Below are 15,008 nucleotides of genomic sequence, written 5' to 3'. Positions count from 1 at the left end.
GAAAACCACGTCGACCCAGCGATGAATTTGGTTCTTCGCACTCACGAGTCTCTTCACGACAAAGTCGCGATTGGAGAGAAAGACACGTAGTTCTTCAAAGGCTGCTGGTGTTGTACGAGTGAAGGAGTAGTATCCGTTTTTGACCATGTCGGCGATGACCAGAGCATCCTTTTTATCGCTCTTTGAGGGCGTGTTGTCGCGGTTTTCTTTGTTCTTCTTTACCAGATGCGGATTGACGAGAACAACCTCAAACTGACGTTCGGCAAGCCACTTGGATACGTTAAGCCAGTAGGTGCTGTACGAGCGTTTATATTGAAAGTCGGGGAGACAGAGGAAAATGGGAGGAGTGGCTGGCGAGAACGGATCGATGACTGCCGCCGTATCGTTTGTCAGTTGGCCGAGGAAGTAAAAAATTCCGCGAGCCAGATAGGCTCACGGAATTTAACTTTCTCCAAATCGTACTGACCCGATCCGGTCCCGATGGACTAGATCTTGGCTGCGATTAATCTTAACTAGTTCCTATTCGTTCCAAAGCTTGACGCGATCCTGGATGTATTTCGAAAATCCTTTTTCCATTCTCTCTACACCGGTACTGATCAGTTCTTGTTGATATTCATCCCAAATTTGGTCGAATTTCTCCTGCTTAACCATAATGGCCTGAGGGATCCGACTCCAGGTAATATCCTTCACCTTGGTTTGCAGGATCGAGACCTCGTCGTCGGCCGGTAAGGAGAGATTCCAGGCCGCTCCCCAAGGCTTCGCCGGCATGTCGTTCACTGGCGTGAAGAAATCCGCCCAAACCGTGGCGCCATAGGCCTTCAAAGTTTCCTTGTCCGCGGTCGTATACTTGTTCTGAATTTCTTCAGGGTTCTTCTTCGTGAAGAAATTGCCGGTAGAATCCTTGACGCCATCGCCATAGTGGAGTCCCATGGTGACATAGGATTCAACGCCGGATTCCTTCTTGAACGCCTCGTTATCCTCGATGATACGCTTCTGCACGTCTGCCGGAACGACGCGTTTGCCGTTCTCTATTACATAATGCTTTCCTTCAACGCCCCAGTTGATCAGGACTTGAGCCTGTTCGGACGCCAGGTAGTCAAGGAATTGCTTCAGCCCATATCCTTCCCCGTAAGTCAGAATAAGGCGCTGATGCACATTGCGGAGTCCGATCCGATGTACTAGAAGCCAATGCCAATGAATCGTCGTTAATCAATAAAGACCTCTGACTTTGGCCAGTGCCTTTATCAAAAATTCACTTCTATCCTTCGCTTTCGAGGATCTACTATTCAATCCACGATCTCTAAAGTGATCTTGTATACATAGATGCCCTTTTCAATTTTATATTCATCGTGAATATTTTTGGTCCATCCAGTATCTCCACCAAGACCTGCATGTTTGTAATCGATATGAAGGAAAACAGAATCGGATGTGCCAAGCTCGTCCTCATAGGCGGCATTGTCATACTGTCCGATGCTGTACTGATGGATGTCAAAATGGAAGTGACCCGCCGAGGTAACTTTTACCTTGCGGTCATCCGCCGACACATACAAATAACGGACATCTTCCTTGCCCCCGCACTCAACCGGCACGATGTAGGGAACATGCTGTTCTTCAACAGAGCTTTCATATATACCGACGAAGGCAGCCGTTTTACGGTCCGCATAGTTCTCCCATGGCCCGCGGCCATACCATTTGATACTCTTCCAGGCAGCAGGGAAGGTAAAGCTCAGACCGATTCTCGGTAAGGTATCGACATTAGCATTATTCACGACAGTGTTAGTAATTTCAATGCCTTTACCGCCAATCGCATACTCCGTAAGTGTTTCAATGCATCCATGATAAAGAACATGAACCTGAATGATGACTGATGCAGGCGCTGCATATACCCGGATACGCTTGATCTCTTTCTGATCGGAGTCCAGCCCGAGGCTTCTCCAATCATCTGCATAGTTTAGCGTCTCACCAGGCACACCTGCGTCTATCCCCGTTGGCGGCCGATAGAAATTGTTCGCTCCGCCCGTAAAGTAGTCTTGATTATTGTATCTGACAGAAATGAACTCTGCCGTTTCTTTCGAGAAGACCACGTTCGTATTTTCATTATAAATATGAATTCGATCCGCAGCTTCTTCATATACCAGGCTCCCACTTTGAATATCCCCGGTATGTATTTCATATACGGAATCTTTCAACTCGACCTGGCATGCATAGATACAGGTTCCCTTATTTGCATAATAGGTGTCCTCGTTCAGATAAGCATAAAAATTCAGGAACGCTTCCCCAGAGACCTTGGTTGGATCGTATGGTGCCTGAAGACTTTCGATAGCTCCGGCCGGCGTGTGTAATCGGGGTAATGTACCGTTTTCCACAACCTTCCCGTCGCAAACAAGTTCCCAACCGATGTCCAGGTGGCTTAAGTCCCGATGCGTATAATGATTATAAATTCGATAACTTTTATTACCGGGAACATCATAAGGCCGTTCAAAATAATCGATCTGGACGGGAGCTTGTACATTTTTAATTTCATAGGCAGCCGGTTTCAGCGTTAAATCCGGAAATACAATGCCGTTCAGGCACATATCGGGCGCGGAATCAATAATCTCTTCCTGGAAGGCGCCGCCATAAACATATTTTTTGTTCCCAGATTCATCATGCCGGACAAGCGCTTTATCCTGGAAATCCCAAATGAAGCCGCCCTGAAACCGCGGGAATTTATAAATAAGGTCCCAGAATTCCTTGAAATTCCCGTTGCTGTTGCTTTTCGCGTACGCATATTCACACATAATAAACGGCCGCAAGTCATCGCTGCTCGTCATGCAATCCACGATCCAATCCTTCTGAGGATACATGGGCGCCATGATATCGGAAATATTGGCCGGAGGATTCAAGGACTCATACTGAACATATCTTGGTTTATCATATTCCTTCATCCACCCGTACATGGCAGCATGGTTCGCTCCGTAACCGGACTCATTTCCCAAGGACCACAGAATGATCGAGGGATGATTCTTATCTCGCAACACCATCCGTGCTGCACGTTCCATATAAGCATGCGTCCATTCGGGAGATGCGCTGAGCTGGCCGCCGATGCCATGGGTCTCAATATTGGCCTCATCCACAACATATATGCCCAGTTCATCACAAAGGTCGTACCATTCGACGGCATGCGGATAGTGACTCGTTCTTACCGCATTGATATTTAGCGATTTCATGATCTTGATCTGCTCACTCATATACTCCGTCGACACCACGCGCCCCGTTTCGGGACAAAATGCATGAAGGTTGGTTCCGCGAATTATGAGACGTTTGCCGTTAATTTTCAATATCCCGGTGTTATCGATGCTGATTTCTCGGAAGCCGACATTTGCACTCTCGATGTCAACGACATTTCCGTCAGGGTCGATCATTTCCAATACCAATTTATAGAGGTAAGGAATTTCGTCGCTCCACAATTGGGGACTCTTAATGGTTTGTTTGACTTTCGCCACATAGTTGTCTTGCAGGTAGGATCTGAAATCCGCAAACTTCGGCGTCTCAAATTGCGTAACCAATTTTCGATCGTGATCATAAAGAGACAGACGCACGTGAGCTTCCCCATAACAGCTTGCTTGATTATTAGGATAAACCGTCACGGCTAATTCGGCATTGTCATAATCACCCGGGAAAAGCGTTTCGATTTTATAATCATGAATTCGCATTCGCGGTTTTGCATAAATCAGAACATCTCTGAAAATACCCGATAGATGCCAGTAGTCCTGATCCTCCAGATAAGAACCGGCTCCGAATCGCATCACCTGAACGGCCAAATGGTTTTGCCCCGTTTGGATGTAATCGGTAATATCAAAAGAAGCGTTAAGCTTGCTGTCCTGCGAATAACCGACGAACTTCCCGTTTAACCACAGATAAAAGCAGGATTCCACACCGGCAAAATCGATAAACAAATCTCTGCCGTTAAAATGTTCAGGAATTTCGAACGATAGGACATAACATCCGGTGAGGTTATCCTCCGGCACATAAGGCGGATTCAAAACAAATTCATCTTGCTTCAGTTGAATTTCGTGATGAGAGTCCGCCCCCTTCCGCACAAAGGGATACTTAATATTAGTGTATATAGGTTTCCCGTATCCGAACAACTCCCAGTTGGAAGGAACAGGGATATCATCCCATTTGGACACGTCATATGCAGGATGATAAAACTCATCAGTTACTACATCCGGAGATGAAAACGTTTTAAATTTCCAAGTGCCGTTTAAGCATTTTACGTATTTTGACGCTCTCCGGTCGCCGCTTAGCGCCTGTTCCACGGTTTCGTATATTCCATACGGCTCATGCATGGGATGACGGTTCTTGTGAGCGACATGCGGATTCTCCCAGTCTCTGTTCAGCTTCATACGTTTCGAATAACCCCCTCATAAATTGTCTTAATTGGTTGTGCTATGAAAGTCGATACCCTTATAATATAAGGACAAGTTTTCATATAAAATGTTAGGTCTGGTAATTCATTTATCCATTTTGGTAGGTGCGGTGACGATATGAATTTCGATGCTATAAAAGAAAACGATGTCGTATACCGGTGTATCGGAGACGATTTCGACCAGGGCATTCTGTCATGCGGCTTTATGAGAAAAAGAACGGCAGAGCGCTCCCAGTATGACTTCAGGATCGGATATTACAGCTGTTTGTTGGTCCTGCAAGGCAACGGACGATTTATCTCAAAGGAAGGCACTGTTATTACAATGCAAGCAGGGGATCTGGTACAACGTTTGCCCGATCGTATGCACTCCACCGAAATCGAGCCGAATGGGGAATGGATCGAGTTTTATATCAGCATAGGTTATCCTGTCTATCATTACCTCAAAACGCTAGGCATCATAAATTCCGACCAAGAGGTGCAGCCGACTCAACATACAAGCGATATTTTGAATGAATTTGCCGCCCTGCTTAACTCTCTTAAAGCCGCTGTAGATGAAAGGCTCCCCTATTTGCTGATGAAAGCTCAAGAACTCATTATCCGTTTGCACGGCAGCGTACATCATACTCAGAGAGAGCACAATGATCATAAAATCTCAAAAGCTTGCCAACTAATCGGCGGCGCCAATGATATCCATTACGATATTAAGGAAGCCGCAGCAGCCGTAAATATGGGCTATGAGAATTTCAGGAAGCTATTTAAAGCCACAACCGGAGTTTCCCCTCAGCGGTACCACATTGAACATTTAATGAAACAGGCCAAAATGATGCTCCTCTCCGGACTCCCCATTAAACACGTAGCCGTTAGTCTTGGTTATGGGGATATTTATTCCTTTACCAAGCAATTTACGAAATCGGAAGGAATGCCTCCAGGACGTTATATCCGTAACCGCCACAGATAAGCAAGAAACTAAGCAAAGGGCAGGAGGATCTTGCTTAATAAAAAATCAGCGTTCCTTCGCTTCCCTTATCATTCATCAGTTTTTCGGCTCTTGATAAATTTCAAAAGACAAGAGTTTAATTAAATCGATCGCAATTCACAGCATGAGAGTGATAAATAAATATAGCATCTTGTTTTTCTTTTACTGGAGAATTAAAAGGTTGACCATTATTTTCATTCTGATGAGTATTATTATTGGCAGCCGTATCGTTATTCTTCTGAGGTTCATCATCTTGAGGGTCAACATTAGTTGGATGTTGTTGGTGATTGGTTATTTAAACCAATCGCTGATGAGGTGGATGAAACTGGAGTTTCAGTTTTTATAGCGTCTACCTCTTCATCTAATCCAGATATGCTGGCGAACAATAAACTTTCTGGTTTCAAGAAATTAATCCCCGTCAGAAAATGAAGCAAGGAATTGTTAAGTTGTTCGCCTGTGAAGCGCGAATGAAGAAAACCTTCAGGTATTAGGCGATTCATGACGTTCGATTTCTTCTTGATTTTCGCGGTAGGTGCCGGGAGTCGTTCCCGTGTATTTTTTGAACACCTTCGCGAAGTAGTGCTTGGTATCGAAGCCGACCTGCCGGCTGATCGCGCAAACGGTCGAATGAGGCTGCGTTTTCAGCAGCTTTTGCGCTTCCCGGATTCGTAACGCATTCAAGTAATTGACGAGGGTGTCTCCCGTCTCCTTCTTGAACAAGCTGCTAATATAATTCGGATGCAGACTCATGCGATCCGCAAGATGGTCGAGGGACAGATCGTTCATATAGTTCATTTGCAAATAGGCCAATATCCGTTCGGCGTGCCGACTGTAATCCGAATCCGAGGCGGCGGGAAGCTCCTCCTTCACGCGGCTCAGCAGGGACGCGATTTCCTTTTTGTCCAAAGGCTTCAGCAAGTAATCCACGACGCCCGAGCGAAGGGCCTGACGGACATAGTCGAACTCGTCATAGCCGGTCAGGATAATAAATCGATCGCATAACCCCTCAAGCCTGGCCTCCTGAATTAATTCGAATCCGTTCTTCTCCGGCATATGGATATCCGTTATCGTCACATCGGGCATAAAGCGCTTCATTGTCTCTAATGCCTCCGGGGCATTGAGGGCCGAGCAAATGTCGGAACCGACAGGCGCGACTTTCTCGACGATTTTAACTAACCCTTTCAGAATCAAAGGTTCGTCGTCTACGATCAAGATCTTCAATGTCCGCCACCTTCCTTTTCACGATGATAATGCGCAAGCAGGCTCCTTTGCCCGACTCGCTGAGGATTTCCAGTCGGGATTCTCCTCCGAAGAAGCTTTTGACTCGTTCGTTGACGTTTTTCAAACCTACGCCGACCCGCTCCTCTGCCTTTCTAGGCTCGTCGTGCCTGGACAGCCGTTCGCGAAGCGCGAGAAGCTTCTCCGGCGTAATCCCGTTGCCGTTGTCGGTAACGTCGATTGTAATCTCGCTTTCCGTTTCCGTCGCCTGCAGCGAGATATGGACGGGTCGAAGGACGGCGGAAGCTCCATGCACGATCGCATTTTCGATAAGCGGCTGCAAAAGGAATCGCGGACAAGCCAGCCGTTCGGCATCCAGCGCAACTTGAATTTCAAAAGTCAGCCTGCTTTGGAGCCTCATTTTGTGGATGTTCATATAAAAGGAAACCATCTCGATTTCCTTCGCAAGAACCGTTTCTTCCCGCGCGGACGACAAGCTGTACCGCATCAGTTTCCCGAACCAGAAGGAAATATCGGCGACTTCCTTGTCGTCGTTAGCCTCGGCGACCATGCGGATCGTCTCGAGCGTGTTATAGAGAAAATGAGGCTTGATCTGCGCTTGCAGCACCTGGTATGCCGCTTCTTTGTAGCGCATTTCAGCTCGGTGGACGTTGTTGATGAGCTCGTCCATTCGCCGGACCATCGCGTTATAGGTGACGATCAGAAAGCCGATTTCATCCTTTTCGAACTTGCCGTTTTTGATCGTCAGCTGCCTGAGGTTATTGTCGTTCAGCGTACGCATATGCCGGGCCAACCGAAGAATCCGTTTGGTAATCGTCGAAGCCAGCAGGTAATAGGCGATGGATAAAGCGATCAACAGCAGCACGATCATCGTCACCAAGACGATTTCCTTCTTCTTCACGGAACGGAATACGTCTCCCACCTGACCGGTGACGATGACGCGAACGTCCAGCGGCTCGAGCTTCAGCTGATTGACGATCGTTTGCCGGTTGATAAAAAATTTCCTGTCATCCGCTTGCAGAAGACGCAATGTCTTCTTGTCCAACGCCGGCGCTTCGTTCGTCAACGGATCGCCTTGTCCGGACAACAGCAACGCTCTCCAACTTCCTTCCACACCCGCGGCCGCATAGAAGTTATGGATTAAACTTTTGCGTACCCGAATTTCAAGAAGGCCGATTCGCTCCGTAATTTGCGTATTGTAAATGTACTGGTAATAGATCAGGTCCGGATCCGACGCCGCGGGATCGGCGCGCAGCCATTTCCCCTGTCCGGCTTTCAGGGACGAGACGGTTTGTTCCGTTTGCGGATCCAGCATAGACCGATCGCGAAACAGATTGGTGATGGGCAATACCCGATCCTTCATCTTATAAATGACGATGGATTCGATTTCCGGATTAGCGAACATCGATTGCGTGTTAAGCGGGAGAATATAGCGGGTCAGCGCGTAGATGCTGTCCGCGTCGGATTCGTATACGCCGTCCAGATAATCGGTCAAGTAAGGATTGTATTGCAGCACCCGGTGGACCGACTGAATTCGGGCGAAATCCGTTTTCAGATTGGCGTAAGCCTGCTCCAGGATTTTCTGCCTGCTCTCCACGAATTGTTGCGTCAGGTTGCCGTAGATTTGCGTGTAATAGTGATAACCGAATGCCAGAACAGGGATAAAGATCATAATCACGTAACCAAGCACGATTTTGCGCATGATGCTCAAGGCGGCGTTTCCCTCCGATGCGGAATCCATATATCGTTAACATATCATGTACTAAAGAATTCCGATAGAGGCGCATCCCTTCCAGATTTGCAATTCCGCAAACCCCGGTTAACGTGAGAACGGATCAAATTGAAACGATTCGCCAGCCTTCACGGTGTATCGGATCGATCGCTTCCTATAGCGCAGCGTACAAGGCATTCCGCAAAGGGAACGGATCTCGGCTCCGATTAAGCTTCCTTCCGCCCAAGTCATGCCGACTTCGAATCCCCCTCTGGCGCGAAAGCCCGAGACGGAGCCTTCCGGCCATGTTTCCGGCAAGGCAGGAAGCAATTCGATTTCGTATTCGGCTTTTCCGTTTCGATAGCGGGATCGGCTTTGCAGCAGCATTTCCGCAATGCCCGCGGTTCCGCCGAAATTGGCGTCGATCTGCATCGGAAACGGCTCATGCTGATTGAGCAGATTCGGATTGGTCGATCCCGCCAAGAGATCGACGAGCCGCTTGCGCGCGCTCTCCCCGTCTCGCAATCTGGCGTGCAGCGCTATCCGCCAAGCAGCCGGCCAAGCCAGGATTCGGTCCTTGCTCCGATGGCGAAGCTCGAGGCTTTTGCGCGCCCCCTCGAACGTTTCGGGCGTATCCTCGGATATCTGATTGCCGGGATATAAGCCGTAAAGGTGAGAAACGTGGCCGTTCGAATCTTCCGGTCGATCCCAATCCTCCGGCCATTCCTGCAATTGGCCGAATCGTCCGATTTGCATGGGGGGGATCCGGTCCAGAACCTTTCGGATTTCGTGTTCGAACGCCGAATTTTCGCCCAGCAGCTCGCTTGCGATCAAACAACGCTCGAGCAAGTCTCGGATCAACTGCACGTCCATCGTGGACGAGATCGTGAGATGCCTTCTTCGATCGCGGCCGTCCCGATACGCGTTCTCCGGCGAATAGGAAGGATTGGTAATCAGCCGACCGGCGAATTTGACGCCTTCGGGAGCCTCCACCAGGAAGTCCATCACGAATCGGGCGGCTTCTTTCATGGCAGGGTAGGCCCGTACCCTCAGAAAGTCAAGGTCGGGATTGTATTCGAAGTGATCCCATAAGTGCTGGACCAACCATACCCCGCCCATCGGCCATATTCCAGCATGGATGTCGACCGGGGCCGCGGCGCGCCATAAATCGGTATTGTGGTGGACGACGAAGCCCTTCGCGCCGTAATAGAGTTCCGCCGTGCGCGCGCCGGTGACGCGAAGATCGTCGATCAGATCGAACAGCGGAAGGTGGCATTCCGGCAAGTTTCCGACCTCCGCCGGCCAGTAATTCATCTGGACGTTGATGTTGGTCGTCCATTTGCTTCCCCATTCCGGCCATTCTTCTTCATTCCATATGCCTTGCAAGTTGGAAGGCTGATCGCCCGGTCTGGAAGACGCAATGAGCAAATACCGGCCGAACTGAAAATATAACGCGGCGAGCGACGGGTCCTCCGTCTCCCGAATGTCGAGTACGCGCCGATCCGTCGGACGCCGCTTGCCGCCAGTTCGCTCGTCCGCCCCGGCTCCCCCCAGCCTTATCGAGACTCGTTCATACAAGGCTTTATGGTCTTCGACGTGTTCGTCCAGCAACTCGCGATAAGGTCGTTCGGAGACGCGCGCCATATACCGATTGTTCAATTCCGAAGGATCGCCCCCCATGTCCCGGTAGTTCAAGAAGCTTGTCGCTCCGGAAAAAACGAGGGTTACGGCACTCGCTTCCGCTATGCGCAAGACGCCGTCGCCGGCCGCGCACGAGCCGCCTTCGCAAAAAGCCGTGAGCCTCCCTTCGAATCGGAGTCCCGGACCTTCCCAAGAGCCGCTCCAATTTCTTGGACCCTTGCGCGTTCCGGTCCGTCCAGTCAGCCGAATCCCACGGCTGCCGTCCGATTGAACGGACGCATCGGGGTGGACGCTGGACAAAGACGCGTCTACGGCGATACTGCCCCGCTCGCCGCACGAAAGCCGAATCACCAGGCAGCCGCTCGGGCGGGAACAGAAGATTTCGCGCGTGTATTCGCATCCGTCGGCTTCATAGGATACGGTCGCCACCGCCCGCCGCAGATCCAATTCACGCCGATATCGCGTAACCTCGCGATGCCCGGGGAACGCCAGATTCAGCTCGCAAAAAGGCAGGTAGGCTTGCAGATGGATCGGCTCGCCCATCATGCGGTCCAGAAACAGCCGCTCCGCCTCCTCGATCCGATCATTGAAAATCAGGCTCCGGACTTCTTGCAAATATTGCCCCGCGTCCGGCCGGTTATAATCGTGCGGCGCCCCCGACCACAACGTCTCCTCGTTGATCTGGATTCTTTCCGTTTCCGCTGCTCCGAACACCATTGCTCCCAGCCGTCCGTTGCCAATCGGAAGAGCCTCTTTCCATGCCGTACCGGGCGAATCATACTCCAGCTTCATCATTTTCCCGCCTTTCCGTTCTCCCATTTGCCTTCACCTGCAATATAGCGTGCAAAGTCCGTCAGGAACGCGTAGCGCTCCTGACGGACCCAGTCTTATTTTTTAAACAAATCCTTCTTCTTCTGATAGGTTTGGTTAGCCCAATCCACCAAGCGATCCAGACCGATCTTCTCGGCGTTCTTCACCATGCTCTCGTAGTTTGCCACGGCTTCTTCCTCCGACTTCGCCAAGTAGATTTTAACCTTCTCGTTTTTGATCATCTCGTCGATCTTCGTTTTGATCGTCTTCTCGTCCGAATCCGGCTGCAGCTGAATCAAGCCGAGCTCCGGCTTGTAAACCGTGAACGCCTTTCTTTCCATCAACGCTTTCGTCTTCTGCGCTCCCGGTACGTAGCTCAACATGCCTTCCGTAACGCCGTCGTTGTACAGGTACCACCATTTGATTCCGTTGCTGTTGACGAAATCGGCGTCGGACGGATCGTATTTCAAATTCGGATACCCTTCGTCGTTCCAGGTCCAATGCTCGCCCTCGACGCCGAACATCGTTAACTTTTTGCCTTCGTCGCTCGCCAGATATTGAAGGAACTTGATCGACGCCTCCGGATCCTTGTTTTTCTTCGTGATAAACGTACCTGCAAAGCCCAGTCCGGAGCTGACCGCTTTCGCATCTTTCGAAATGGAGCTAGGCAGCATTTGGAACGTATACGAACCGCCGGCGTTTTTGACCTTGATATTGTCCGAGTCTGCTATGCTGACCGTATGCATATGCGCGAATGCCTTCCCGCTGGTCGCATACTGATCGTCGATCTGATCGTTCGTATAGGCGAAGTTCTCCGCCAGAATGTCCCCTTCGCGGTACAGACGGTTCATAAACTTGAAGAAATCCAGCATTTCCGGCTGTCTGATCGCATAGTCCACTTTTCCGTCCCGCTCATACCAGCCGTCCAGAAGGCCCTCGACGCCGAACTGCGTCAGGAAGTATTGCTCGATCCAATCTTTGTCCATGATCAGAGGGATCATGTCCGGATATTTTTCTTTGACCATGCCCAAAACCTTCATAAAGTCGTCAATGGTGTCTATTGACGGATTGCCGAGCTCTTGCAGAATATCCTCGCGCACCGCGATACCCGGGCTGCCGTCGCTGCCGACCGAGTATTTGTTCTGCGCCATTTCCTCCTGCGTCGCGAAGGAGTTGCGCACCGTATAGAAATTGCCGTCATCCATCGTGTGGATCGCAATTCGTATCGGATCGATCTTAAAGTCAGGCGCGTATTTCTCGATCAGCTCGTTCCAAGGATAAGAAAGCTTCGAATCGGACATCCGTTCGATGTTCGCGTTAGTAAAAACCAGATCCGGGAGATCGCCGGACGCGATCATGAGCGGAAGCTGCTTGTCGTCCGTGGCTACTGTCACTTTCAGCTTGATTCCCGTCTTTTCGGTAATTTTCTCGGCAACCGCTCCCGTCCATTCCTTCACCGGATACCACGAGGCATCGATAAACAGGGATAGCTCCTTCACCTCGTTGCTTTTGGCGGGCGGTTCGCTCCCCACCGAGTTATTGACTTGACCATCGTTGTTATTTCCGCATGCGGACATCAGCGCTATCGTCATCATTAGGATGAGCGATAAGAGCATTGCCTTCTTCCCTTTGTTTCTTTTCAAAATAACCCCTCCAACAAGTGATGTTTATATTAAAGCAAACGCTTTAATATCATGCCAACAAAATCAACCCTTCACGGAACCCAGCATAATGCCTTGAATGAAAAACCTCTGGAGGAACGGATAGACGCACACGATAGGCGCGATAGATATAACCATAGCCGCTACCTGAAGCGAATAGCTGGTGACGCCCGCTGAAGCGCTGTTCGCAACGGCTATAGCGTCCATCGGAGCATTGCTCTTGTTGATAACCTCCATCATCCGGAAAGCGAGCGTCCGCAGACCTTCCGACTGCACGAAGTAAGCGGAATCCAGCCAAGAGTTCCATTGACCAACCCCCAAGAAAAGCGACATGGTTGCGATCAGCGGCTTAGAGACGGGAAGGATGATCCGGTAGAAAATAACGAGCTCGGTAGCCCCGTCCATGTAAGCCGACTCCTTGAGTTCACTCGGAATTTCCTGAAAGAACGAAATGGCTATCATCAGAAAAAACGTACTTAACATGGAAGGAATGACATAGACACCAAACGTGTTCAGCAGCCCCAGTGAGCGCAGAACGACGTAATACGGTATCAAACCGCCGGAAAAGTACATCGCGAATATAATGACCGTGAAATAACCTTTGCGAAACAGAAGATCGCGGTGAGACAGCCCATAAGCAACCAAACAGGTAAAAAGGACGCCTAGGGCGGTTCCCGCAAGCGTTCTCATAATCGTGACCAAAAAAGCACGGTACCAGTGGGGGTCATCCAAAAATCGCGCGTAATTTTCAAAGGAAAAGGTCCTTGGCCATAGATAGACGCCCCCAAGAAGCGAATCGGTTCCTTTATTGAAGGAAAGAATCAGGACGTAATAGAACGGATAAAGCATCGATAACGTCAGAATGGCTAGTAATGCATAAATCATAGCGTCCATGATACGATCTTTTTGTTTTTGGCTGAGCTGCATGCACGCTCCCCTTTCCTAGAATAGACTTGATCCCGAAGTGCGTTTGGCAATGTAGTTGCTGGAGAAAATCAGGATGACGGAAATGACGGACTGGATCAAATCAATCGCTGCCGCATAGGAAAATCTCCCGTCTCTTAATCCGACCTTAAACGCATAAGTTTGCACGATCTCCGAGGTCGAATTGTTGATGCTGTTGCCGAACAGAAACGCCTGCTCGAAGTTGGAGCCCACCAGTCCTCCGCCCAGAATGCTTCCGATCGTCAGAATAAGTACAACGACGATCGTTCCTTTCATTCCAGGGAACGTAATATGGCGAATTCGAGCCAAGCGGCCCGCTCCGTCGATCTGCGCGGCTTCGTATAATGACGGGTTAATGCCCGCTATGGCGGCCAGGAAGATAATCGTCCACCAGCCCATCTCCTTCCAGACGGCACTTCCAGTCGCCAGTCCCCAGAAATAGTTGGGGTTCGTCAATATGTCAAGCGGCTTGTCGATTATGCCTAGCCCTAGAAGCGCTTTATTGACCATCCCGATATCCGTCGACAGGAAGGCGAAAGCGATGCCTGCGACGACAACCCACGAGATGAAATGGGGCAAATAGCTGATCGTTTGGACAAAACGCTTAAACTTCAAATTTTTTACTTCGCTTAATAGAATGGCCAGCAATATGGGAGCCGGAAAAGCAAAAAGGATTTTTAGCAGACTCAATGCCAGCGTATTTCGAACGATTGTTCCAAACTGATAGTCATTAAAGAACTCCTTGAAATGCTTTAATCCCACCCATTCGCTTGTAAAAATGCCCTTAATTCCGGTAGAGATGGAATACTGCTTAAATGCCATTAGAATGCCGAACATCGGCGTATAGGCGAAGACAAGCAAAAATATCATGCCGAGCCCAACGAACAGGTGCAGCGTTTTTTGTTTTTTAAACCGATTCCAAAACTGCGTTCGCTGTTCTGTTTTTCCCTTAATTCCGGTTACGCGTGTATCCAACTCCATATCTGCTCCTCCTTTGTTTTCAGTGTACTCTTCGAATCAGAGCGTCGAAAGCCAACATTCTTAAGAAAGCGTTGTCATTTTTGAAGATCGGATGGCAAGGTGCCCGGACAATAGCATCCCGTTGCCGCCGTTCAAATCGGTTTGCGATCCGCATAGAACGCGCGATATCGTCCCTCGTACGCTTCCGTTTCTGGACAAAAAATAGATGACCCCCGACGAATTGACGAATTCCGAGGGTCATCTACCGGCCAATGCTAGTGCGGCCTAGTTCTGCTTTGATCACGGATTAAACTGCAGCGACAAGCGGTTTTATTTCACTCTTCCCTGCTTGGGCATTGGCGTTGACGCAAGCAATCGTTTCAATCCGGAAGCACGGTGTAGACGACGCCGGCATCCGCATGAAAGCGGAAAAGGCCGGCCGGCCTCTCGGATTCGACCGGTTTCCCTTCCACTGTAATCGAACAACTGATCGCGCTTCGGATACAGCATGGTCCACTGGCAGTAGAGGCAATTACGGCCTTCACCCAACTTCTCAATCGGTGCTAGCCCTGTCTGAGAAAGATGTAACGGCTCAGATACAGCACCTTGTGGGACATGTCAGCTCCAATCGGTGGTCGCTTGAGAAGGCACAAA

Annotated in this window: 10 protein-coding genes and 1 pseudogene; 2 read left to right on the top strand and 9 right to left on the bottom strand. The window is 49.7% G+C overall.

Features of this window, described 5'->3' with window-relative positions; genetic code table 11:
- From AC0YNV_RS39920 to AC0YNV_RS39910, 3 genes and pseudogenes are all read right to left on the bottom strand, one after another.
- Window positions 1–291, bottom strand: a pseudogene (locus AC0YNV_RS39920) (IS110 family transposase); the annotation flags it as partial.
- A gap of 228 nt (window positions 292–519) precedes the next feature.
- Window positions 520–1,155, bottom strand: coding sequence for a type 2 periplasmic-binding domain-containing protein (locus tag AC0YNV_RS39915; RefSeq protein ID WP_475772997.1), 636 nt, complete (start codon window positions 1,153–1,155; stop codon window positions 520–522).
- A gap of 131 nt (window positions 1,156–1,286) precedes the next feature.
- Complete coding sequence (locus AC0YNV_RS39910; RefSeq protein ID WP_475772996.1) at window positions 1,287–4,388, bottom strand: glycoside hydrolase family 2 TIM barrel-domain containing protein; 3,102 nt, start codon at window positions 4,386–4,388, stop codon at window positions 1,287–1,289.
- Window positions 4,389–4,529: 141 nt separating this feature from the next.
- On the opposite strand from AC0YNV_RS39910, the gene AC0YNV_RS39905 reads away from it, so the two are divergent.
- Both AC0YNV_RS39905 and AC0YNV_RS39900 read left to right on the top strand, forming a co-directional pair.
- Window positions 4,530–5,369, top strand: coding sequence for a helix-turn-helix domain-containing protein (locus AC0YNV_RS39905; RefSeq protein ID WP_475772995.1), 840 nt, complete (start codon window positions 4,530–4,532; stop codon window positions 5,367–5,369).
- A gap of 288 nt (window positions 5,370–5,657) precedes the next feature.
- Window positions 5,658–5,816 (top strand): hypothetical protein, encoded by a 159-nt coding sequence (locus tag AC0YNV_RS39900; protein ID WP_475772994.1) that lies wholly within the window; start codon window positions 5,658–5,660, stop codon window positions 5,814–5,816.
- A gap of 51 nt (window positions 5,817–5,867) precedes the next feature.
- On the opposite strand, the gene AC0YNV_RS39895 is transcribed toward AC0YNV_RS39900, so the two are convergent.
- The 6 genes from AC0YNV_RS39895 to AC0YNV_RS39870 all read right to left on the bottom strand — a co-directional run bounded on the left by AC0YNV_RS39895 (window position 5,868) and on the right by AC0YNV_RS39870 (window position 14,375).
- Entirely contained in the window at window positions 5,868–6,608 is a 741-nt protein-coding gene (locus AC0YNV_RS39895; protein WP_475772993.1) for a response regulator transcription factor, read from the bottom strand.
- Window positions 6,556–8,328 (bottom strand): sensor histidine kinase, encoded by a 1,773-nt coding sequence (locus tag AC0YNV_RS39890; RefSeq protein ID WP_475772998.1) that lies wholly within the window; start codon window positions 8,326–8,328, stop codon window positions 6,556–6,558. The genes AC0YNV_RS39895 and AC0YNV_RS39890 overlap by 53 nt, the downstream gene beginning before the upstream one ends.
- A gap of 117 nt (window positions 8,329–8,445) precedes the next feature.
- Window positions 8,446–10,797 carry a glycoside hydrolase family 95 protein gene (locus tag AC0YNV_RS39885; protein ID WP_475772992.1) on the bottom strand — a complete coding sequence of 784 codons (2,352 nt, stop codon included), beginning with the start codon at window positions 10,795–10,797 and terminating at the stop codon, window positions 8,446–8,448.
- 68 nt (window positions 10,798–10,865) lie between these two features.
- Window positions 10,866–12,431 (bottom strand): extracellular solute-binding protein, encoded by a 1,566-nt coding sequence (locus AC0YNV_RS39880; protein ID WP_475772991.1) that lies wholly within the window; start codon window positions 12,429–12,431, stop codon window positions 10,866–10,868.
- A 63-nt stretch (window positions 12,432–12,494) separates the two neighbouring features.
- Window positions 12,495–13,376, bottom strand: coding sequence for a carbohydrate ABC transporter permease (locus AC0YNV_RS39875; RefSeq protein ID WP_475772990.1), 882 nt, complete (start codon window positions 13,374–13,376; stop codon window positions 12,495–12,497).
- Between the two features lie 15 nt (window positions 13,377–13,391).
- On the bottom strand, window positions 13,392–14,375 hold the full coding sequence (locus AC0YNV_RS39870) for an ABC transporter permease (RefSeq protein ID WP_475772989.1): 984 nt from the start codon (window positions 14,373–14,375) through the stop codon (window positions 13,392–13,394).
- Window positions 14,376–15,008: the final 633 nt, after the last annotated feature.

Source organism: Paenibacillus sp. JT31N11 (assembly GCF_056269285.1).
Note: the sequence above shows the minus strand (reverse complement) of the source record. Positions and strands in the feature narration are given on the sequence as shown.

Coding starts and splice junctions, on each gene's coding strand:
- AC0YNV_RS39870 (WP_475772989.1), bottom strand. CDS start 14,375: ATGGAGTTGGATACACGCGTAACCGGAATTAAGGGAAAAACAGAACAG.
- AC0YNV_RS39875 (WP_475772990.1), bottom strand. CDS start 13,376: ATGCAGCTCAGCCAAAAACAAAAAGATCGTATCATGGACGCTATGATT.
- AC0YNV_RS39890 (WP_475772998.1), bottom strand. CDS start 8,328: ATGCGCAAAATCGTGCTTGGTTACGTGATTATGATCTTTATCCCTGTT.
- AC0YNV_RS39905 (WP_475772995.1), top strand. CDS start 4,530: ATGAATTTCGATGCTATAAAAGAAAACGATGTCGTATACCGGTGTATC.
- AC0YNV_RS39910 (WP_475772996.1), bottom strand. CDS start 4,388: ATGAAGCTGAACAGAGACTGGGAGAATCCGCATGTCGCTCACAAGAAC.
- AC0YNV_RS39885 (WP_475772992.1), bottom strand. CDS start 10,797: ATGGGAGAACGGAAAGGCGGGAAAATGATGAAGCTGGAGTATGATTCG.